At 73.9% G+C, this 21693-nt stretch carries 17 protein-coding genes and 1 pseudogene; 7 read left to right on the top strand and 11 right to left on the bottom strand.

Annotated elements, in window-relative coordinates:
* Window positions 1–186 precede the first annotated feature (186 nt).
* The 5 genes from ACWDVG_RS27940 to ACWDVG_RS27960 form a co-directional block, all read right to left on the bottom strand.
* Window positions 187–2781: a bifunctional FO biosynthesis protein CofGH gene (locus ACWDVG_RS27940; protein ID WP_451703122.1), complete on the bottom strand. Its 2595-nt coding sequence runs from the start codon at window positions 2779–2781 to the stop codon at window positions 187–189.
* Between the two features lie 59 nt (window positions 2782–2840).
* Entirely contained in the window at window positions 2841–3194 is a 354-nt protein-coding gene (locus ACWDVG_RS27945; RefSeq protein WP_451703124.1) for a hypothetical protein, read from the bottom strand.
* Window positions 3191–3652: a prevent-host-death family protein gene (locus tag ACWDVG_RS27950; RefSeq protein WP_451703125.1), complete on the bottom strand. Its 462-nt coding sequence runs from the start codon at window positions 3650–3652 to the stop codon at window positions 3191–3193. Before ACWDVG_RS27950 ends, ACWDVG_RS27945 begins: the two co-directional genes overlap by 4 nt.
* 32 nt (window positions 3653–3684) lie before the next feature.
* On the bottom strand, window positions 3685–4524 hold the full coding sequence (locus ACWDVG_RS27955; RefSeq protein WP_451703127.1) for a TIGR03619 family F420-dependent LLM class oxidoreductase: 840 nt from the start codon (window positions 4522–4524) through the stop codon (window positions 3685–3687).
* A gap of 61 nt (window positions 4525–4585) precedes the next feature.
* A complete protein-coding gene (locus ACWDVG_RS27960; RefSeq protein WP_451703128.1) occupies window positions 4586–5230 on the bottom strand; it encodes a hypothetical protein in 645 nt (214 codons plus the stop codon).
* A gap of 135 nt (window positions 5231–5365) precedes the next feature.
* Between ACWDVG_RS27960 and ACWDVG_RS27965 the strand changes: the two genes are divergently transcribed.
* Both ACWDVG_RS27965 and ACWDVG_RS27970 read left to right on the top strand, forming a co-directional pair.
* Window positions 5366–6130, top strand: coding sequence for a GNAT family N-acetyltransferase (locus tag ACWDVG_RS27965; RefSeq protein ID WP_451703151.1), 765 nt, complete (start codon window positions 5366–5368; stop codon window positions 6128–6130).
* A gap of 191 nt (window positions 6131–6321) precedes the next feature.
* Complete coding sequence (locus ACWDVG_RS27970; protein ID WP_451703130.1) at window positions 6322–6789, top strand: carboxymuconolactone decarboxylase family protein; 468 nt, start codon at window positions 6322–6324, stop codon at window positions 6787–6789.
* A gap of 15 nt (window positions 6790–6804) precedes the next feature.
* On the opposite strand, the gene ACWDVG_RS27975 is transcribed toward ACWDVG_RS27970, so the two are convergent.
* The gene (locus ACWDVG_RS27975) at window positions 6805–7338 is read right to left on the bottom strand and encodes an N-acetyltransferase family protein (RefSeq protein ID WP_451703131.1); all 534 of its coding nucleotides are present in this window, start codon (window positions 7336–7338) and stop codon (window positions 6805–6807) included.
* A 57-nt stretch (window positions 7339–7395) separates the two neighbouring features.
* Between ACWDVG_RS27975 and ACWDVG_RS27980 the strand changes: the two genes are divergently transcribed.
* Window positions 7396–7629: a hypothetical protein gene (locus ACWDVG_RS27980; protein ID WP_451703134.1), complete on the top strand. Its 234-nt coding sequence runs from the start codon at window positions 7396–7398 to the stop codon at window positions 7627–7629.
* Window positions 7630–7748: 119 nt separating this feature from the next.
* Here the strand turns inward: ACWDVG_RS27980 and ACWDVG_RS27985 are convergent, their stop codons facing one another.
* Both ACWDVG_RS27985 and ACWDVG_RS27990 read right to left on the bottom strand, forming a co-directional pair.
* Complete coding sequence (locus ACWDVG_RS27985) at window positions 7749–9314, bottom strand: APC family permease (protein ID WP_451703136.1); 1566 nt, start codon at window positions 9312–9314, stop codon at window positions 7749–7751.
* Between the two features lie 480 nt (window positions 9315–9794).
* Complete coding sequence (locus ACWDVG_RS27990) at window positions 9795–11024, bottom strand: hypothetical protein (RefSeq protein ID WP_451703138.1); 1230 nt, start codon at window positions 11022–11024, stop codon at window positions 9795–9797.
* A 495-nt stretch (window positions 11025–11519) separates the two neighbouring features.
* On the opposite strand from ACWDVG_RS27990, the gene ACWDVG_RS27995 reads away from it, so the two are divergent.
* Both ACWDVG_RS27995 and ACWDVG_RS28000 read left to right on the top strand, forming a co-directional pair.
* Window positions 11520–14507, top strand: coding sequence for an AfsR/SARP family transcriptional regulator (locus ACWDVG_RS27995; protein ID WP_451703140.1), 2988 nt, complete (start codon window positions 11520–11522; stop codon window positions 14505–14507).
* A gap of 216 nt (window positions 14508–14723) precedes the next feature.
* A complete protein-coding gene (locus ACWDVG_RS28000) occupies window positions 14724–14939 on the top strand; it encodes a hypothetical protein (RefSeq protein WP_451703142.1) in 216 nt (71 codons plus the stop codon).
* 348 nt (window positions 14940–15287) lie between these two features.
* Here ACWDVG_RS28000 and ACWDVG_RS28005 read toward each other — a convergent pair whose 3' ends face one another.
* Window positions 15288–15890, bottom strand: coding sequence for a hypothetical protein (locus ACWDVG_RS28005; RefSeq protein ID WP_451703144.1), 603 nt, complete (start codon window positions 15888–15890; stop codon window positions 15288–15290).
* Between the two features lie 132 nt (window positions 15891–16022).
* Between ACWDVG_RS28005 and ACWDVG_RS28010 the strand changes: the two genes are divergently transcribed.
* Window positions 16023–16775 carry a hypothetical protein gene (locus ACWDVG_RS28010; protein WP_451703147.1) on the top strand — a complete coding sequence of 251 codons (753 nt, stop codon included), beginning with the start codon at window positions 16023–16025 and terminating at the stop codon, window positions 16773–16775.
* Between the two features lie 10 nt (window positions 16776–16785).
* Here the strand turns inward: ACWDVG_RS28010 and ACWDVG_RS28015 are convergent, their stop codons facing one another.
* Both ACWDVG_RS28015 and ACWDVG_RS28020 read right to left on the bottom strand, forming a co-directional pair.
* A complete protein-coding gene (locus ACWDVG_RS28015; RefSeq protein WP_451703148.1) occupies window positions 16786–19221 on the bottom strand; it encodes an outer membrane protein assembly factor BamB family protein in 2436 nt (811 codons plus the stop codon).
* 390 nt (window positions 19222–19611) lie between these two features.
* Window positions 19612–20385, bottom strand: a pseudogene (locus ACWDVG_RS28020) (VOC family protein); the annotation flags it as partial.
* A gap of 389 nt (window positions 20386–20774) precedes the next feature.
* Here ACWDVG_RS28020 and ACWDVG_RS28025 point away from each other — a divergent pair.
* A complete protein-coding gene (locus ACWDVG_RS28025; RefSeq protein ID WP_451703150.1) occupies window positions 20775–21422 on the top strand; it encodes a TetR family transcriptional regulator in 648 nt (215 codons plus the stop codon).
* Window positions 21423–21693 lie beyond the last annotated feature (271 nt).

Below are 21693 nucleotides of genomic sequence, written 5' to 3' on the forward strand. Positions count from 1 at the left end.
GCAGCACTGTAATCGACCGGATGCGGCCGTTCAGGGGCCGGAACGTTATGTGATCCGACGCCCTTCGGGCCGCTTTTGACCGCAGAGCGCCGGACCCGTCCTGCCTCGCCCCGACCCGGGCCCCGCCCCCCGGCCCCGGGGCCCGCACCCCGGGGCCCGCACCCCCGGCCCCGGGGCGGGGCCTCCTCACTCCGCGGGGAGCACCGGCAGCAGCTCGGGGAGGTGGCCGTCCGAGGCGCGGGCGGTGCGCTGCCGCTCCTCGGGGACCTCGCCGTAGAGCGTCGTCCGCGGCTTCGCCGGGCGGCCGGCGGCCCGCGCGATGGCCTCCAGGTCGCGGATCGAGCGGTATGAGCCGTAACTCGACCCGGCCATGCGGGAGATGGTCTCCTCCATCAGCGTGCCGCCCAGGTCGTTCGCCCCGGAGCGGAGCATCTCGGCGGCTCCCTCGGTCCCCAGCTTCACCCAGCTGGTCTGGATGTTCGGGATGTGCGGGTGCAGGAGCAGCCGGGCCGCCGCGATGACCGCGCGGTTGTCGCGGACGGTCGGTCCGGGGCGGGCGATGCCGGCGAGGTAGACCGGCGCGTTGGTGTGGATGAAGGGCAGGGTCACGAACTCGGTGAAGCCGCCCGTCTCCTGCTGGATGCGGGAGAGCGTGCGGAAGTGGCCGAGCCAGTGCCGGGGCTGGTCCACGTGCCCGTACATCATCGTCGAGGAGGAGCGGATGCCCAGCTCGTGGGCGGTGGTGATCACCTCGATCCAGGTGGCGGCGGGCAGCTTGCCCTTGGTGAGGACCCAGCGGACCTCGTCGTCGAGGATCTCGGCGGCCGTGCCCGGGATCGAGTCGAGCCCGGCCTCCTTGGCGGCGGTCAGCCACTCGCGGATCGACAGGCCGGTGCGGGTGGCGCCGTTGACGACCTCCATCGGCGAGAAGGCGTGCACGTGCATGCCGGGGACCCGCTCCTTCACCGCGCGCGCGATGTCGAAGTAGGCGGTGCCGGGCAGGTCCGGGTGGATGCCGCCCTGCATGCAGACCTCGACGGCGCCGACGTCCCAGGCCTGTGCGGCCCGGTCGGCGACCTGGTCGAGCGAGAGCGTGTACGCGTCGGCGTCGGTGCGCCGCTGGGCGAAGGCGCAGAAACGGCAGCCGGTGTAGCAGACGTTGGTGAAGTTGATGTTCCGGGTGACGACGTACGTGACGTCGTCGCCGACCGCCGCCCTGCGGACGTCGTCCGCGATCCGGGTCAGCGCGTCGAGCGCGGGACCGTCGGCGTGCAGCAGCGCCAGCGCCTGCGCGTCGGTCAGCCGCGTCGGGTCGTCGGCGGCCACCGCGAGCGCCTCGCGGACGTCCGTGTCGATGCGCTCGGGGACCATGCCCGGGGCGGCGGCCTCGCGCAGCGCCTCCCAGTCCCCGTACACCTCGTCGAAGTCCTCGCGCCGGTCGTGGGTGCGGCCGGTGGTGTCGATGGCGGCGTGCAGGTCGGTGCGGCCTGCGGCGGTGAACGCCTCGTCGGGCTCCTGCCAGGGCAGGCCGCGCACCGGCGCGTCCGGGTTCGCGAGGCCCGTCTCGGGGTCGGCGAGGGACCGCACGTGCGGCAGCAGGCGCGGGTCGAGCCACGGCTCGCCGCGCCGGACGAACTCGGGGTAGACGCAGAGGCGTTCACGCAGCTGGAAGCCGGCGGCGGCGGAACGGGCGGCCAGCTCCTCGATGCGCGGCCAGGGCCGCTCGGGGTTGACGTGGTCGATGGTGAGCGGCGAGACACCGCCCCAGTCGTCGATCCCGGCGGCGATCAGCCGCTCGTACTCGGCGTCGACGAGGTTCGGCGGGGCCTGGAGGCAGGCCGAGGGGCCCATGAGGAGCCGGGCGACGGCGACGGTGGCGACGAGGTCGTCGAGTTCGGCGTCGGGCATCGCGCGCATGGCCGTGTCCGGCTTGGCGCGGAAGTTCTGGATGATCAGCTCCTGGACGGAGTGGTACGTCCGCGCCACGCGCCGCAGCGCGAAGAGGGACTCGGCCCGCTCCTCCACGGTCTCCCCGATGCCGAGGAGCAGCCCGCTCGTGAAGGGGACCGAGGAGCGCCCGGCGTCCTCCAGGACCCGCAGCCGGACCGCCGGCTCCTTGTCGGGGGACCCGTGGTGGGGGCCGCCCGGCTCGGACCAGAGCCGGGTCGCGGTCGTCTCCAGCATCATGCCCATGGAGGGGGCGACCGGCTTGAGCCGCTGGAAGTCGGTCCAGGTGAGCACGCCCGGGTTGAGGTGCGGCAGGAGGCCGGTCTCCTCCAGGATGCGGATCGCCATGGCCCGCACGTACGCGAGGGTGTCGTCGTAGCCGTGCGCGTCGAGCCACTCGCGGGCCTCGGGCCAGCGGTCCTCCGGCTTGTCGCCGAGCGTGATCAGGGCTTCCTTGCAGCCGAGTTCGGCCCCGCGCCGCGCGATGGCGAGGACCTCGTCCGGCGACATGTACATCCCGTGCCCGTCCCGGCGGAGCTTCCCGGGCACGGTGACGAAGGTGCAGTAGTGGCACTTGTCCCGGCAGAGCCTGGTGAGCGGTATGAACACGCTCTTCGAGTACGTGATGACCCCGGGCCGCCCGGCCGCCTCGAGCCCGGCGTCCCGCACGCGCCCGGCGACGGCGACGAGCTCGGCCAGGTCCTCCCCGCGCGCCCGCAGCAGCACGGCGGCCTCCCCGACGTCGAGCGCGACCCCGTCCCTGGCCCGCTTCAGGGCCCGGCGCACGGCGTTCCGCGTGGGGCCGGAGGTGCGTTCTGCCTGGTGATCCGTCATGGACCGAGCATACGAGCGGGTACGCGGGCGAGGACCGGGGCCGGGGGCGGGAAGGAGCGTCAGTCGGTGTCCTTGGGATGCCGGGGTGCGGCGTACACCAGGTGTACCGTCCTGCGCTGCTCGTCGACGAGATACCGCACGCGACCACCGGCCGTGACCTCGAACTCCCACTGCGGGTAGGTACGTCCGCCGAGGGTCCCGGTGGCCAGCCGGCCGCGCAGCCGGTGCTGCCGGTCCGGATCGGTCTGCCGGAGGGGATCACCGCGAAGGGCCTCGAAGCAGCGCCGGGTGTTGCCCGGAGCTTCGGCGGCGAGTTCGCCCCACCCCTTCGCCGCCTCGTTCGTCGGGAAGCGCAGCCGCCACTCCGCACCGACCGGGGGCGGGGCGACGTCGTCCCCGCGCTTCGGCGTCACGGGGCCGTCACCTCTCCGTGGTCCTCGTCGGGGAGGGGACGGGTGAGCCGGGCCGTGAGCCCCGGGTCGGCGAGGATCCGCGCCGTCGCGCGCCACTCCACGATCGTGCGGTGGAGGGTGGCGTGGACGTCCAGCTGTGCGGCGTCGTGCGTCGCGTCCAGCAGGTCCCGGGCGAACTCGCCGAGTTCGTCGGCGGACAGATGCCGCACCCAGGGAAAGACCGAGGGAAGGGCGCGCCGTATCACGCGTGCGCCGTCGTCGACGGCGAGGAGGGCGGCGAGGAGGCGGGCCGTGACGTCGGCCGTCTCCTCCCGGTCCTGGTCGTAGGCGGCGGTCGTGAGGTAGAGATCCTGCCCGTCGCGGCGCGTGACGAGCAGGCGGTACTCGCTGTCGAGCCTCTCGGCGACCCGCTTCGAGTTCTTGGAGAGCTCGGAGAAGGAGACGGTGGGGGTCAGCATGAACCGACGGTACTTCGGAACGTGTTCCGAAGTCAATCGCTCGACGCGTACCGCGCGAACTCGTCCAGCACCCCCAGCACCTCCCGCTCGTCCCCCGGCGGCAGCTGGAGGACCACCTCCTCGCAGCCCAGCTCCGCGTAGTGCGCGAGCTTGCCGGGGCTGGGGACGACCGCGTACGGGACGACCTGGAGGGACTTCGGGTCGCGGCCGGCCCGTTCCCAGGCCTCCCGCAGCACCGGCAGGGCCTCCGTCAGGCCGCGGCCGCCGATCGGCATCCAGCCGTCGGCGCCGTCGGCGACCGCGGCGAAGAGCTTCGGTCCCGCCGCCCCGCCCAGCAGGGTGCGCGGCGCGCCTCCGGCGGGCTTCGGCCAGGCGTCCGACGCGCGCACCGAGTGGCCGTACTCCCCCTCGTACGCCGTCGGTTCCGGCGCCCACAGCGCCCGCATGAGGGCGAGCCGGTCGCGGACGAGGTCCCGCCGGGTGGACCAGGTGACGCCGTGGTCGGCGGCCTCCTCGCGGTTCCAGCCGTAGCCGACACCGAGCGTGAACCGGCCGCCCGAGAGGTGGTCGAGCGTCGCGATCTGCTTGGCGAGGGCGATCGGGTCGTGCTGGGCGACCAGCGTGATGCCGGTCCCGAGGCCGAGGCGCTCGGTCACCGCCGCGGCCTGCCCGAGGGCCACGAAGGGGTCGAGGGTGCGGCCGTACTCCCGGGGCAGCGGGCCGCCCGCCGGGTGGGAGACGGACCGCTCGACGGGCATGTGGGTGTGCTCGGGCAGATAGAGCCCCGCGAAGCCGCGCTGCTCCAGTTCGCGCGCGAGCCGCACGGGCGTGATGGTCTCGTCGGTCAGGAAGATCGTGGTCGAGATCCGCATAGCGGCACGGTACGGCGCGGAGCGGGGTTTTCCGAGGGGTACGTACGGGGGCGTCGGCCGGTCAGTCGCGCGCCGGGTCCACCGCGCGTTGCCGCGCCGCCAGGTCTCCGTACCCGCCGTGCTCCCAGACCCGCTCGCGGAAGCGCTGCAGGCTCAGCGGGGCCCGGTCCTCGCCGGGGACGTCGGCGAAGTGGACGGTGCCGCAGCGGTGGCAGTACCAGCCCCGGGACCACAGCTCCTCGGCCCGGTGGCGGCCGCGCGTCCGCCGGGCGAAGGCGGCCCTGCGGCGCCACAGCTCGACGGTCACGAGGACGGTGACGAGGAGGGCGAGGGCCGAGACCCAGCCGAGGAACCCGAGATCAGGACCGAGCGCCGGGGGCTCAGGCGGCCCGAACGCCATGTCCGGTACGGGCGCGGGCTCGTCCTCCAGCGCACCCCCGACGAAGACCCAGCCCATGAACGAGCCGACGCAGACGAACCCGGCCAGGAGCCCGACGCAGCCGAGCGCCTGCAACGGCCGCCGCGGCACCGGGGCGAGGGCGTCGGAGAGGCCCGTGGTCACCGTCCGGGTCACCATGCGCAGGTCGCCGTCCCGGTCGCGCTCGCGGGCCGTCACGGCGTCCCGGCCCGCCACGTACACGGCGGGCACGGCCTGGACCCGGTCGTCGCGCCCGCAGCCCGGGCAGGTGTGTGTCGTACGGCTCATGGCTCCCCCTCGTCCCGTCGTACCGTCGTACCGTCCGGTCCTTCATGTCCTGTCCGGGGTGACGGGATCATGCCACCCCCGGTTCCCTGCGGCGCGCCGGAAATCCGCCTGCGGCGGGCGGCCCCGGCCCCTACGGTGGCCCGCGTGCTGAAGCGAATCGAGACGTACTACGACACCGTTCCCCGTTCCTCCGCCCGCGCGGAGGCGTTCGGGCCCCTGACCCTGTTCGTGCAGGAGGGCACGGGCTGGCCGTACTACGCCCGGCCCGCGCTCGGGCACACCGGCGCGGTCTCCGTCGAGGAGGTGGCACGGGTCCGGGCGCGCCAGCGGGAGCTCGGCGTGCCCGAGGCCTTCGAGTGGGTGGCGGAGACGACGCCGGGGCTGCGGGCGGCCGTGGAGGCGAGCGGGCTCACCGTGCACGAGCACCCGCTGATGGTCCTGGAGACCGGGGGCGAAGCGCCCGTCGTGCCGGTGCCGGAGGGCGTGACCGTACGGACCGTCGGGGCCGACGACCCGGCCCTGGCGAGCGCCGTCGCCGCCCCGCACCGGGCCTTCGGCGGCGGCGACCCCGAGCCGGGGACCGTCGAGCGGATCGCGGCCCGCGTGGAGGCGGGCTGGACGCGGGTGGCGGCGGCCCTCGACGCCCGGGGCACTGCCCTCGCGGCGGGCCAGCACCAGCCGGTGGACGGGGTGACGGAGGTGGTGGGCGTCGGCACCCTGCCGGAGGCCCGCCGCCGGGGGCTCGGGCTCGCGGTGACGGCGGCCCTGGTGGCGGACGCGCGGGCCCGGGGCGTGGAGCTGGTGTTCCTGACGGCGTCGGACGGGGACGTGGCCCGGCTCTACGGGCGGCTGGGCTTCCGTACGGTCGCGACCGCGCTCATCGCGGAGCCGGAGGTGTAAGGGGAGCCGGAGCCGGAGGTGTAGCGGGGCCGGATCCGGATTCGAGCGGCGGGGCTCATCGTGGGGGCGGAAGGACGTCCCGAAAAAACTTTCCGGGTCCTGTCACATCCCCGTCGCGCGCTCCGTCAGTTCGGTGACAGCAGCTACGGAACACCGCAGTAGCCCCTGAGAGACCACGAGGAGCCGTCACCATGACGCACCAGCCCCAGGCCCGCATGACGAACCCCGCCTACCTCCTTCCCGACGCCTTCCCCGCGATCCAGAACCTGCTGAAGGCCACCCGCGACGGCGGTGTCCCGGAGTCGACCCTGGAGCTCGTGCACCTGCGGGCCAGCCAGATCAACAACTGCGGCTTCTGCGTGGACTTCGGCGCCAAGAGCGCGCGGAAGGCCGGGGTGAGCGACGACAAGCTGTTCGCCGTCGCCGCCTGGCGGGAGACGCCGTACTTCACGGACGAGGAGCGGGCGGCCCTCGCGCTCGCCGAGTCGGCGACCCGTCTCGCCGACACCGCGGACGCGGTGCCGGACGACGTGTGGGCGGCCGCCGCCGAGCACTACGACGAGAAGCAGCTCGCCTCGATCGTCCTGATGGTCGGCGTCACGAACCTCTTCAACCGCCTGAACGTCAGCGTCCGCCAGCCGGCGGGTGCCGGGTTCTAGGGGGCGGGACGCCCTCTAGTCGCGGGCGCCCGCACGGGCCGTGCGGGTCGCACGAACCGTGCGGGCCGCGCGAACCGTGCGGGCCGCGCGAACCGTGCGGGCCGCGCGCACCATCACCACGTCGACCGGGTCCTCGGACTCGACGGCGAACCCCTCCCGCTCGTAGAGGCGGCGGGCCGCGCTCCCCTGCAGGACCACGAGCCGGACGGGCTCCCCTTCCTCGTCCGCCCGGTCCAGGAGCACGCGCAGCACCGCCGTCCCGAGGCCCGTCCCGCGGGTCTCGGGCGCGAGGTAGAAGTGCTCCAGGTAGAGGCCGTCGCCGTGCTCGTACGGGCGGAGGGTGACGCAGCCGGCGAAGGCGCCGCCGACCTCGACGACCGAGGTGTACGCGGCGGAGAACCCGTCCCGCAGCCGTTGCCGCACGTGGTGCTCGTCGTAGCGGCCGAGGCGCGTCAGGTCGTCGCGCATGACGACGGCCCGCAGCTCGGCGATCGTCTCGACGTCGGCGGCCCGGCCCGGGCGCAGGACCCAGTTCGTCTTCCCGTCCATGCGACGCATCCTAAGGACGGCGAGTAACCGGACTCGGGCGGTCCGCGTTGAGCGGGCATGAAGAGGATCCTCACCGCAGCCGCCCTGTCCACCCTGTCCGCCCTCGCCGCGGCGGGCGCCGTGTCCGCCTCCGCCGGGACGGCCGCCGCCGACACCGGCGGCATGAACCTGCCCTCCGTCGTACCGCTCAGCGGCGTCCTGAACCCGCAGCCGAAGCCGGCCGCGGCCGCCGACATGCCCCCCGTCAACACGGCGGTGGAGCGGCTCCTGCCCGGCGGGCAGGCGAAGTAGCGGCCGGAGGCGCTCCGGGTACGACGAAGGCGGCGGGACCCCCCACGGGCCCGCCGCCTTCGCGTCTTCTCCGGTGTTCCGGTGTTCCGGGACGACTCAGGACCGGAAGCGGACGTGTGTCAGTCGGCGACCACCAGCGACGGGGTCTCCTTCGTCAGGACCTCGCCGCGGAAGAAGGCAGGGCTGCGGCGCTGCATCACCAGCATGATCACCACGCCGAGCAGCAGCAGTCCGACGCCGATGACGAAGACCGAGCCGACGCCGAGGACGGCGGATCCGGAGCCGTACGCCGGGTCCCACATGTCGTACAGCGTCTTGCCGAAGACGGCGGTGAGCATGAGGCCGCCGAGCGCCGGCATGAGGCCCTTGTAGGCGAAGTCGCGGCCGGAGCGGAACAGCTCGCCGCGGAAGTACCAGACGCAGGCGAAGGCGGTGAGCGCGTAGTAGAAGCAGATCATCAGGCCGAGGGCGTAGATGGTGTCGACCAGGACGTTCTCGCTGACCAGGGTCATCACGGTGTAGAAGACGCCGGTGGCGACGCCGGCGACGACGGTCGCCTTGCCGGGGGTCTTGAAGACCGGGTGGACCTTGGTGAAGGACTTCGGCAGCGCCTCGTACGTGGACATCGCGAGGACCGTGCGGGCGACCGGGATGAAGGTCGTCTGGAGGCTCGCGGCGGCGGAGGCGAGGACGGCGACGAAGAGGAGGACGCCCAGGGCGGAGCCCATGACCGGCCCGGCCAGGGCGGCGAAGACGTTGTCGGAGGTCTCCGGGTTGGCGAGGCCGAGTCCCTGGTCGCCGGAGCCGACGGCCATCTGGGCGGCGATGCCGGTGGCGAGGTAGGAGCCGACCAGGACGACCATGGCGATGAGCGCGGCGCGGCCGGGGGTCTTGGCGCTGCCGGTGGTCTCCTCGTTGGTCGCCATGCAGGCGTCCCAGCCCCAGTACATGAAGATCGAGAGGGAGAGTCCGGCCGTGAAGGCGGCGAAGGACTGCACCGCGAAGGGGTTCATCCAGGACCAGGAGAAGTCGACCGAGGTCTCGAAGGAGCCGGCCTTCGTGAGGGCAAGGGCGACGAAGACGGCGAGGACGACGAGCTGGAGGCCGACGAGGGTGTACTGGACGCCCTTGGTGGCGGTCATGCCGCGGTAGCTGATCGCGGTGGCGGCGGCGATGAGCACGAGGCAGGTGACGATGTGGACGGCCTTGTTGTCGTCCAGGGCGGCGACGTATTCGCTGCCGCTGATCTCACCCGCGAGGAGCCAGAAGTAGGAGGTCGCGACGCCCGCCAGGTTGGAGAGGACGATGATCGTCGCGATGACGAGGCCCCAGCCGCACATCCAGCCGATCCGGGGGCCGAAGGCCTTCACGGTCCAGGTGAAGGAGGTGCCGCAGTCGGGCATCACCCGGTTGAGCTCCCGGTACGCGAAGGCGACGAGGAGCATGGGGAGGAAGCCCGCCAGGAAGACGGCGGGCATCTGGAGTCCGACCTCGCCGGCCGTGGAGCCGAGCGTGGAGGTCAGACAGTAGACCGGGGCGACGGTCGAGATGCCGATGACGGCACTGCCGAGGAGGCCGACGGAGTTGCCTCCGAGGCCCTTGGTGCGAACGCCGTGGGTCTCGCCCGGGGCGTCGACACCCCTTACCGCGTCTCCGGCCTGGGGCATTGCTTCCACCTGAGTCATGAACAGGACGTTAAATGCTGCGGTTTCCATATCCGGAAGATCGAACTCCGGGGGTCTGACCGATCTCCGCCTTGCATTGCGAGGACGAACCCGGCCGCGCACCAATGATTGAAAGATCGACAACCGAGACGGACCGACCAACTGGTAGGTCGGCCGATCCACGTCCGATATGCGGGAACCGCAGCCGTGCCCCAAATGTCCGGTTTCAAAATTTCCCGAGGAATTTTCGGGGAGGTCGCCGAACCCCTCTCGGCCCGGTCACACCAAGGCCTGTGGCCCGCCGGAGGCGTGCGGTGCGTACGAGCCGATGGGACGTCCGCCCCCGCTCCTCTTGAATCCGCTCGAATCCGCCGGACGGCGCCCCGCCCAGTCCCGGACGATCGGGACCCCGCCGCCGGAACGCGCCGGAACGCGCCCGCTCGGGCAGCTGAGCTGCCCGAGCGGGGAACCGCCTTCTTCCTTCACCCTGGGTCAGGCGGGTCAGGCGCTGTCCGCCGCGCCCGTCGCCCTCACGTGGCGCACCAGGGCCGAGCCCGCCAGGCAGACGATGCCCACGGCGCTCAGGAGCGCCAGCGCCTTCGCCCAGGCGAAGGAGGTGCCGAGACTGCTGCCCAGCAGGTCGCCGCCGCGTGCGCTCGCGACTCCGTGGAGCGCGATGACGAGGACGGCGAGACCCGCGGCGGCCGCCCAGACGATCAGGGTGTCGCGGGCCGCGAGCCAGACCGCGCACGCCAGGCACAGCACGGTGACGACCGCCGACACCGCCTCCAGGTCGCCGCCCGAGCGCAGGGCGGCGAGGTCCACCGGCAGGTGGAGGAGGCCGCAGGCGAAGAGCGCGAGCGCCGCGGGCCAGCGCAGCGCCGAGCGCAACGCGGGCGAGACGGTGTGACCGGCGGGCCCGGAGGCCAGCGCGCCGTCCAGGGCGGACGTGCGCTCCTTGTCGGCGCCCCGGCCGCGCTTCGCCGCTTTCGCCGCTTTCGCCGCGGTGACGGTCGGTACGGCTTCCCCGCCGGGGTGGGCGTGGTCCGTACCGCCACCCGCGTGCCCGCTTCCGCTTCCGCTTCCAGGGGACTGCCAGTCGCTGCTGTCGGCGCCGAGGATGCCGACGAGCTGCACCACGTCCTCGACCGGCCGGCCCACCGCCGCGGCACGCAGCGTGGTCTCGGCCTGGTGGAGGTCGTACCCGGACGCGTTCAGGAGCGCGAGCAGCTGGCGCACTTCCTCCAGCGGGCGGCTGACGGCCGCCGCGCGGAGCGCCACGTCCGCGGGACTGGAGAGTGCGCCGGTGTCCTGGAGGCGGGCCACCAGCGCGGCGACCTCCTCCACCGGCCGCTCGGTCGCCGCCGTCCGCAGAAGCGTGTGGACCGCTTCGTCGCCGGACTCTTCGGTGGCCTCGGTGCCGGACTCGTCGTGGACGTCGTTGCGGGACTCGTCGCGGGCGTCGCTGCCGGACTCGCCGGGGGCATCGCCATGGGCGGCCGGCGCCTCGGGTACGACCGGGGCCTCGGGTACGACCGGCGCCTCGGGTACGACCGGGGCATCGGGTATGACTTCGGCCTCCGGCCCGGTCGGGGGCTCGGGCCCGGCCGACGGCTTCTCGGCGACCGGGGACTCGGGCACGACCCGGCCGTCCGGCTCCGCCGGGGGCTCCCGGTCGGCCGGAGCCTCCGGTGCGGCCGGGAGCGCCATCGCGAGCGGGGCCGGCGCCACCGGCGGTGCGGACGGGAGCGGCGGAACGACGAAGGACGCCGTCGGGCGATCGGCGTAGGGAGGGTTCGGGCGCTCGGGGACGGGAGGCCCGCCGAGCGACGAGGAGGAGGAGACAGGTGACCGGCGGGACGGACCCGGACGAGGCTCTGTGGTGGGTCCTATGTCGTCGTCCGCCGGTGGGATGTGCGGGAGGTCGGGGGTCATGTCACAGGCTCCGTTCGTGAACGTCCCGGAAGGGCGTCCACCATGGCTGTCTCGTGATGTGCAAGGAGCGCGCATCTGACTACCATTCGTACGCAGACCCTGACGAAGCACCACCAGGGAGCCCCTCTATTGGGCCGGGGGGGTGACGAGCGTCCGTCCGGTCGTCGTGGCTTTCGGGGTGCACGACGGACCCCCTTCGCTCCCGGGAACGTCCGACCCGATGCTGACGGCGCCCCTCCGGGCAAGGCAGACTGTCCTGGGCGGATCCAGCGGTACGGGCAGGGGGAGCTAATGGAGTTTCCGGGCCGGAACGACGCCCAGGCGCGATCCGACGCGCCTGCGGAAGGGACCGACCGGGCCACGGGCACCACGGGCGGCGCACCCGCAGCCGCCGGGCTGCGTTTCGGGGTGCTCGGGCCCGTGCGGGCCTGGCGGGACGGAGAGGCGCTGGCCACCGGCTCCCCGCAGCAGCGCGCCCTGCTCGCCGCCCTGTTGCTGCGCGGCGGCCGCACCGCCACCGCCGCCGAACTCATCGACGCGCTCTGGGGCGAGGAGCCGCCCTCCCAGGCGCTCGCCGCCGTCCGCACGTACGCCTCCCGCCTCCGCAAGGTCCTCGGCCCCGAGGTCCTGGTCAGCGAGTCGGGCGGCTACGCGCTGCGCACCACGGCCCTCGACATCACGACCGCGCGGGAACTCGCTGCCGAGGCCGAGAAGTTGCGGGCCTCCGGCGACCGCGCCGCCGCCCGCGACCGGCTCGCCGCGGCGCTCGGCCTGTGGGACGGGGAGGCCCTGGCCTCCGTCCCCGGCCCGTACGCCGAAGCGCAGCGGACCCGCCTGGAGGAGTGGCGGCTCACCCTCCTCGAAACCCGCCTCGACATCGACCTGGAGGTCGGCGCCCACGCCGAGGCCGTCTCCGAGCTGACCGCGCTCACCGCCGCCCACCCGCTGCGGGAACGGCTGCGCGAGCTGCTGATGCTGGCGCTCTACCGGAGCGGGCGGCAGGCCGAGGCGCTCGCCGTCTACGCCGACACCCGTCGCCTCCTCGCCGACGAGCTCGGCGTCGACCCCACCCCCGAACTCTCCCGGCTCCAGCAGCGCATCCTCCGGGCCGACGCCGAACTGGCCCGCCCGGTCGAGGAACCCGCGCCCGCCGCGCCCCCGGTCGCCCGTCCGGCGCAACTTCCCGCCACGGTCCCGGACTTCACCGGCCGGTCCTCGTTCGTACGGGACCTGGGCGCGCGCCTCGCCACCGCCGAGGGACACGTCATGGCCGTGTCGGCGCTCGCCGGCATCGGCGGCGTCGGCAAGACCACGCTGGCCGTGCACGTCGCCCACGAGGCGCGCCCGCACTTCCCCGACGGTCAGCTGTACGTGGACCTGCAGGGCGCCGGAGCCCGCGCCGCCGCGCCCGAGACCGTACTCGGCTCGTTCCTGCGGGCGCTCGGCACACCGGATTCGGCCATCCCCGACGCGCTGGACGACCGGGCCGCGCTGTACCGCTCGACCCTCGACGGCCGTCGCGTCCTGGTCCTCCTGGACAACGCCCGTGACGCCGCCCAGATCCGCCCGCTGCTGCCCGGCACCCCGGGCTGCGCGGCCCTCGTCACCTCCCGCATCCGCATGGTCGACCTGGCGGGCGCGCACCTCGTGGACCTGGACGTCATGTCCCCCGACGAGGCGCTCCAGCTCTTCACCCGGATCGTCGGCGCGGAGCGGGTCTCCGCCGAACGCGAGGCCGCGCTCGACGTCGTCGCCGCCTGCGGCTTCCTGCCGCTCGCCATCCGCATCGCCGCCTCCCGGCTCGCGGCCCGCCGCACCTGGACCGTCTCCGTCCTGGCGGCCAAGCTGGCGGACGAGCGGCGGCGCCTGGACGAGCTCCAGGCGGGCGACCTCGCCGTCAAGGCCACCTTCGAGCTGGGCTACGGCCAGCTCGAACCGGCCCAGGCCCGCGCCTTCCGCCTCCTCGGCCTCGTCGACGGCCCGGACATCTCCCTCCCGGCGGCCGCGGCCGTCCTCGACCTGCCGCTGTGGGACACCGAGGACCTCCTGGAGGCCCTCGTCGACACGTCCCTCGTCGAGTCCGCGGCCCCCGGCCGCTACCGCTACCACGACCTGGTCCGCCTCTACGCGCGCGCGTGCGCCGACCGAGACGAACAGCCCCCGTCGGAGAAGGAGGCGGCGCTCTCCCGGCTCCTCGACTTCTACCTGTCGACGGCGGCCCACGTGTACGCGATCGAACGCCCCGGCGACCGCCTGGTCGACCACCTGGAACCGACGTCGTACGCCGGCCTCACCTTCACCGACCGCCACGCGGCCCAGGACTGGCTCTACGCCGAGGCCAACTGCCTCCTGGCCTGCGTCCGCCAGTCCGCCACGGCCCCGGGCACCCTGCGGCGGGGGGTGGACCTGCTGTGGGCGTCGCTGGACCTGGGCGAGTCCGGGGCCAACTCCAAGGAGTTCGAGGCGACGGGCGTGGTGGTGCGCGACGCCGCCCGCGCGCACGGCGACGCGAAGGCGGAGGGGCGGGCGCTCATGGTGCTCGCCGGGGTCCACCACACGGCCGGGCGCTTCGCGGAGGCCGATCGGGACGCCGAACTCGCGCTGCCGCACGCCGACCGCGCCGACGACCCGGTACCGGCCTGCTGGTCCGCGAACGCCCGGGGCATCATCGCGCTGTACCAGAACCGCTTCGACGAGGGCGAGCAGCACCTGACCCAGGCGATCGAACGGTTCCGGGACATCGGCGACGAGCCCGGGGAGGCGAGCGCCCTCTGCAACCTGTCGCGCATCCACCTGGCGACGGGCCGGACGTCGAGCGCCATCGCCCTCGCCCTGCAGGGCACCGCCATCTACGACGCGATGGGCCACGCGCTGCGCGGCGCGAACGGGCGGTACGCCCTGGGGCTCGCCCTCACCCAGGACAACCAGCTCGTCGCGGCGGGCGAGCGGCTCCGCGAGGCCCTGGCCGTCTTCTCCGACAGCCGGCAGCGGCTGTGGGAGGGCATGACCCTCTTCCGCCTCTCCGAGGTGGACCTCGCCGCCCGCCGTCACGCCCAGGCCGCGTCGAACGCCGAGATGGCCCTCACGGTGCTGCGCGGCATCGGCGGCGAATGGCGTCGGGGCAACGTGCTCACGGTGCTGGGCCGGGCCCTGTTCGGCATCGGCCAGAGCGGCCGGGCGCTGGTCTGCTGGCAGGAGGCCCTCGGCATCTTCGACGACCTGGGCGCGCCGGAAGCCGCCGAGGTGCGTGCCCTGTTGACCCCCGCGTCGGCCGCCTAGGCGGCCCCGGCCAGTACGTTCATCATTCGTTTATCGCCACCCGGCATGCTCATCTCCGTCACGACCCGTCGCGTCGGGGGGCAGACGGGTCGCCGACAAGGGCCTCAGCCCCGACGCACTAGGGTGATCGGCCCCGGAGATTCGTCCAGCTGTCCACGGGGGAACAGCTGGACGGGTCTCCTCACCTTCGGACATCACACGCAGGAGCTGACGAGCATGACCGACCCGATCAAGCAGGACCCGATCATCAAGCCCATGGACATGCACGCCACTTCGGAGCCGGCGGTCGACGCGATCACCGCGAAGATCACCGGCAAGGGTGACGAGACGATCACCACCAAGGACATGCACGCCACCTCGGAGCCGGCGGTCGACGCGATCACCGCGAAGATCACCGGCACGGACGACTCCCACGTGGTCAAGCCGGCCTGACGGACCATTCCCGACGGGGAACGGCCGCGGCGGCGACTTCGGGGGAGCCGCCGGGGCCATCCAGGTGGGTCCCGGTCGACGGGGGAGCACACGGGCCCGGGGGACACCCGGCGGAACCAGGGGGGATCCGTCCGGGCAGGGCCCGTGCGCAACGCGATCGGACCGCACCGCACCACGGAGGGGCCGGGCACACGCCCGGCCCCTCCGGCACGTCCGGGATCTCCGGCGTGAAGGTGAAGGACACCGGACCGGATGGCTTCGCGTCCAGGACGTGGCGGCAGCGACGGACGCCGAGGTGGGCGGAGCCCGTGGGGAGGGTGACGGGGACGAACACGCCCCGGGCAGTCCCTACTGGCGCTCGCGCACCTCGGTGACGACGCAGTTCTTCACGCGGTCGACGGCCCCCGGCGCGCGCATGTACACGTCGACGGTCTCCGGCGTGCCCTCCGCGACGGTCACCTCGGCCGTCGACCTGTCGACCACCACGCCCTTGGCGTCCTTGAACTCCACGAAGACCTGGAAGGTCCCCCGGACCGACCAGTGGGACGGCGTGAGCTCCACGGTCGCCGTGGTGTCGGCCTCGCGGGCCGGCTTGCCCTTGCGCTTGCGCTGGGCGGGGTCCACGCAGTCGACGACGACGGCCTCGACGCGTGACGACGTGGTGGCGGTCGCGGTGACCGTCGGCGCGGGGTCCGGTGTGTACGGGTCGGAGCCCGAACCGGAGTCGTCGCCGGAACCCGAAACGGAACCGGAACCCGAGCCGTCGACGTGGCCGTCGTAGTCGTCGTTCTTCTTGTCGGAGCTGGAGCAACCGCCGCCGGAGCCGTCGCTGTCGCTCTTGCCGCTGCCGCCGCCGCTGCTGCCGTGACCGCCCTTGCCGGTCTCGAAGCCGGTCAGCGCCAGCACCACCACCGTGAGCGCCGCCGCGAGCCTCAGGCGTGTGCGCGCCATCGTCGCCCCTCCGTCCCGTCCCGTCGTGGATGTCGTGTCCGCGCCACCCTAGCGAGGCCCGGCGCCGCGTGGCGGGGCCCCCGCGCCCGGCGTAGCGTCGGGAGGAGAGCCGGATCCCGAGGAGGCCGAACGATGCTCCGCAACGTCATCGGCTCGGTCCTGGCCCTCGTCGGAGCGGCGGCCGCCGTCTGGAGCCCCTTCCGTGCCTGGTACGACGGCCGTCACGGCCGTGACTACGCCATCGACGACCTCTTCACGGGGATCACCGACGCCAGGGCCGAGGTCCTGGGCTCGATCCTGCTCCCGTTCGCCCTCGCGGCCCTCCTCACCGTCGTCGGGGTCGTCCTGCGTTCCCGTCTGCTCGTCGCCCTCGCCGGAGTGGTCGTGCTGGGCTTCACCGTCCTGTGGATGGTGCGGGTGGGCCAGGCGGAGGGCGGCCTGTCGGTGACGGGCGACGGGCGTGGCCTGGGCGACGGCGTCGCGAACGCCCTCGGCGGCGGGGCGCTGCTGCTCCTCGGCGCGCTCGTGATGTCCGGGCGGCGGCGGTCGCACCGGCTGGAGCCGCGCCCGGCCGCGCCGGGGCGGCACCCGGACGACCGGGGTACGGGTCCCTCGACGGGCCCCGGGTGGGAGCACGGACGCGGCGGGGGCGGGAGCGAGTGGCCCGACGGGCGGCCGCAGGCCGAGCAGGGCGGCCACCCCGGGGACGTGGAGGGCCCGCGGCGGCACCCGCAGGCTCCCTCCGCCCCGTACGCCGCCCCGACCGAGTCCTACGACGTGCCGCCCTGGGGCGCGGACCCGGACCGGGACCGGGGCCAGGGTCCCGGTGGCCGGGACGGGAGCGGCGGCCGCGACCGGAGCCGCGACTACCCGCCCGCCGAGTAGCCGCGGTCGGTCAGGGCCGGGGTGCGGCGGCCCCCCTGTTGCCGGAGGTCGCGGTGCCCTTGACGGCGTCGAGGGCGTACACGCAGCGATCCTTGCTGCACGCGTACACGACCCCGCCCTTCGCGACCGGCGAGCCGGTGATCTCGCCGCCCGTGGCGAGCTTCCAGCGCAGCTGACCGCCCATCGCGTCGAGCGTGTACAGGACGTGGTCGGCCGAGCCGAAGTGCACCCGCCCGTCGGCGACGACCGGCGAGCCGACGAGTTCGCCGCCCGCCGCGAACCGCCAGCGCGGGGTGCCGGTGACGGCGTCCAGGGTGTAGAGCGCGCTGCCGCTGCCGACGTGGATGTTGCCGTCGGCGACGAGGACCGGCTCGGCCGACTGGCGCGGCTCGGTCGCGATGCGCCAGCGGTCCTGGCCGGTCGTGGCGTCGAGGGCGTACACCGTGCCGAGGTGGTCGGCGAGGTACACCCCGCCGCCCGTGACGGCGGGTCCGGGGGCGAACGCGGGCGGCGAGAGGAAGACCGCGGGCGCCTCGAAGTGCCAGCGGACGTGCCCGGCGGCGATGTCGATCGACAGGACCCGCGTGCCGGCGGAGACGTACACGCAGCCGTCCTCGGCCGGGGCGACCCGGACCGGCACGTTGGCGCAGGAGGCCGCGTCGCCGATCGGGTACGACCAGCGCTCGGTGCCCGTGCGGGCGTCGAGGGCCTGGAGCCGGGCGTTGCGCCAGACGTACACGGTGTCGCCGTGCACGGCCGGGCCCGCCTCCGGGGTCTCGAAGTCCGTCTGGGCGCCGGTGACCTCCCACAGCTTGGCGCCGTTGGAGGCCTCCCAGGCCTGGACGCCGCCGCCGCGGGTGCCGGTGACGACCGTGCCCCGGTCGACCTGGAGGGAGTACACCCAGGCGTCCGTGTGCAACCGCCAGCGCTCGCCGCCGTCGGTGGCGTCGAGGGCGTAGAGGGTGGGGCCGTCGGAGGCGTGGATGCGGCCCGCGGCGACCGCCATCGACCAGGCCACGTCCCGGGTCTTGAACTGGCGCCGGCCGCTCGCCGTGTCCAGGGCGTGCACCTCGAAGGAGGTCACGTAGAGCAGGTCGCCGTCGACCACGGGGGTGCCCCACACGTCGTTGGACATGCGGAAGCGCCACGGCCGCCAGGTGCCGGGGCCCGGCGGCGGGGGCGGCGGGGCTCCGGTGCCGCCCGTGCCGCCCGCACCGCCTGCACCGCCGCTGTGCTGGGCCGGGACGTCGGCGCCGCGGCCGTCGTGGCCGGGGCCGCGCTCGTTGCCGTGCGGGCCGCCGCCGGGCGGCCGGATCCAGCCGGTGGCCGGGCCCACGTCGGCGCCCCGGCCGGAGGCGATCCCGGCGCGGGTGTCGGCGACGCGCGGCCCCGGCCGGATCGGGACGGTGGCGCCGCCGAGGTGCACGGCGCCGCCCGCGTTCTCGGCCGGACGCACGTGCCGGCCGCCACCGCCGCCGTTCACGGGTACGGGGCCGGGCGTCGGCGCGGGTACGGGCGCCGGGTCGACGACCGGGGGCTGCGGCAGGGAGCGGCCGCCCCCGCGCCGGGCCTCGATCATGGCGGTGGCGCTCTGCGGCAGCCAGGCCGAGGCCGTGCCGCTGTCGTCGCTGCCGGGGCCGAAGAGGTGCGGGGCGAGCTGGGCCTGGAGGTCGGCCGGGGTGGGCCGCCGGGCCACGTCCATCTGCATGCAGGACTCGATGAGGGGCCGCAGCTCCTCGGGCAGGCCCTCCAGGTCGGGGCCCTCGCGGAGCAGCATGAAGACGGTCTCGACCGGGTTGGCGCCGTGGAAGGGGGCGTGGCCGGTGGCGGCGAAGACCAGCATGGAGCCGAGCGAGAAGACGTCGCTCGCGCCGGTGACGCTGCGCGAGTCGCGGGCCTGCTCGGGCGACATGTAGGCCGGGGTGCCGACGGCGACGTTGGTCATGGTCAGGCGCGTGTTGGAGACGCCCGACGCGATGCCGAAGTCGATCACCCGGGGGCCGTCCTCGACGACGAGCACGTTGGAGGGCTTGAGGTCGCGGTGGACGAGGCCCGCGCCGTGGATGGACTGCAGGGCCTCGGCGACACCGGCCGCGAGCCAGCGCACGGCCTGGGCCGGGAGCGGCCCGCACTCGTTCACTATCTCTTCGAGGGAGGGGGCGGGGACGTAGGCGGTCGCCAGCCAGGGCACGGCGGCGCGCGGGTCGGCGTCGACGACCGCGGCCGTGTAGAAGCCGGAGACCGCCCGGGCGGCCTCGACCTCCCTGGTGAACCGGACGCGGAACAGCTGGTCCTCCGCGAGCTCCGTGCGCACGGTCTTGATCGCCACGCGCCGGCCGGACGCCGAGCGCGCGAGATAGACCAGGCCCATTCCGCCCGCGCCGAGCCGGCCCAGCACCTCGAAGGGCCCGATGCGTCTCGGGTCGTGCTGCGTCAGCTGTTCCACTTGCCTGCCACCTCCCCGTACGGGCCATGAAGGTACGGCCCCGTGAGGCCTGATTCTTCCTGTCCGAGGCCCTGGTTGCGAACCCGGGGGCGGATCGGGGTGTCATACCTCATATGGGGCGTGACCGCGCCGGGGGCGGCGCCCGGCGCGGAGGGCTCAGACGACTTCGGTTCCGGGCCCCCGGGCCGCACCGGAATCCGGCTCCGGGATCCGGCGCTCGTGCGGCTCGTGCTGGTCCTTCTGGTCCCGGCGCTCCTGCGGCTCGTGCTGGTCCTTCTGGTCCCGGCGCTCGTGCTGGTCCTGGTGCTCGCGCGGCTCCTGACCCTCGCGCTGCTCCTCCGGGCCCCGCTGTTCCCCCTGCTCCTCCGGGTCCCGGTGCTCCTCCGGGTCCTTCGGCTCCGCGAGGACCGCGAACCGGGCGCCCTGGTTGTCGTGGAGCACGGCGATCCGGCCGTACGGGGTGACGAACGCCGGCTCCGCGACGCGGCCGCCCAGCCGCTGGGTGATCGCGCAGGCCTCGTCGCAGTCCTCGACGGCGAAGTAGACGAGCACGTGACCGGGCATCTCGGCGGGGAAGGCGTCGGTGATCACCGCCCGCCCGCCGAAGGCGCTGTCGTCGCCCGGCCCGGAGCCGGGCGGGGACCAGACGCGGTAGTCGAACCCGGGCTCCTTGCCCTCCGCCGCCGGGTCGGCCTGGCGGCCGAGGTAGCCGAAGACGGTGGCGTAGAAGGTGTCCACGGCCTCGGGGCGCCGCGTGTACACCTCCATCCAGCAGAAGGAGCCGGGCTCGTTCGTCGTCTCGAAGCCGTCGTCGTCACCGGCCTGGCGGATGCCGAAGACGGCGCCGCCCGGGTCGGCCGCGAGCCCGAGCACGCCGAACGGGCCGACGGGGTACGGCTCCATGACCATCTGGCCCCCGGCGGCCTTGATCCGGGCGGCGAGGGTGCCCGCGTCCTCGGTGGCGAGGTAGAGGGTCCAGGTCGTGGGCATGCGGCCGTCCCGCTTGGGGAGCAGTCCGGCGACCCGGCGTCCGGCGAGGAGCGCCTCGTCCCGGTCGGGGTCGAAGGTCCAGCCGAAGAGCTCGCCGTAGAAGCGCTTGCCCGCCTCGAGGTCGGGAAGCTGCGCGTCCACCCAGCACGGGGTGCCCTCAGGGAATGCGGCCATGCCCCCACGCTAGGACGGCGGGGGCAGCCCCGCACGCCCCGATACGAGAAGAAGATGGTGATTCGTCGGGCGGAAACCCTTGTGCGGCCGGGGCGGGGCCGGGTTGTCCACCGAAGTTGTCCACAGCCTGTTCATAAGCCCGTTCGGGTCAGGTACGGCGGTGCGACCCCGGGCGCCCCGCTCCGGGATGCCGGTGTCCAGCCCCTGGACGATGGCCGGAATGCACAGGTACCCGCCCGCACCCCCGCTCGCGCGCGCACCCTCGCGCGCACCGCCCCGACCTCGTACGACATCGGTCGACGAGGTCCGGGAAGAGGGTGCGGCAGGGGGTGCACCCCATTTGCAGTCGGCCGAATCGCGCGCCGACACCCCCTCGGTAAGCTGACGGCATGACAGGACAAGTACGCACCGTCGACGGCCGCGTGGCCGGACGACGCGGCCAGGCGACGCGGCAGAAGCTGCTCGACTGCCTCGGTGAGATGCTCAGCTCCTCGCCCTACCGGGACGTCAAGGTCATCGATGTGGCCCGGAAGGCCGGTACTTCACCCGCGACGTTCTATCAGTACTTCCCGGACGTCGAAGGCGCGGTCCTCGAGATCGCGGAGGAAATGGCCAAGGAGGGCGCCGCGTTGACCGAGCTGGTCTCCGACCGCTCGTGGGTCGGCAAGGCCGGCTGGCAGACCTCCGAGGAACTCGTCGAGGGCTTCCTCGACTTCTGGCGCAGGCACGACGCGATCCTGCGCGTCGTCGACCTCGGCGCGGCCGAGGGCGACAAGCGGTTCTACAAGATCCGCATGAAGATCCTGAACTCGGTCACCAACTCCCTGACGGACGCGGTGAAGGAGCTCCAGTCCAAGGGCAAGGTCGACAAGGACGTCAGCCCCGCCGCGATGGCCGGCGCGCTCGTGGCGATGCTGGCCGCGGTCGCCGGCCACCAGAAGGGCTTCCAGGCCTGGGGCGTCAAGCAGGCCGAACTCAAGCCGAATCTGGCCCTGTTGGTGCATCTGGGCATCACCGGCAAGAAGCCGACCAGATAGCCACGCCCCCCTCACCCGTCCCCCTCGCCCGTCCTGTCGCCGACGCCGACGGCGGTCCGCTCCCACGGACCGCCGTCGGCGTCGCCGCGTTCGGGGCCCTTCGGCGCGGGCCGCCCGGTCCACATTCATACGCGCGTCATAGACAATCGTTTAAGACGCTCGTACAGTCAGGGGTGGGGGGCGGGTGGGGCCCCGCCCCCCCCAAACACCCCTCAGAGCACCACACCCCCCCACCCACAAACAAACCCCCCCCCCGCCACAAAACCACCCC

The organism is Streptomyces sp. NPDC003327 (genome assembly GCF_053589515.1).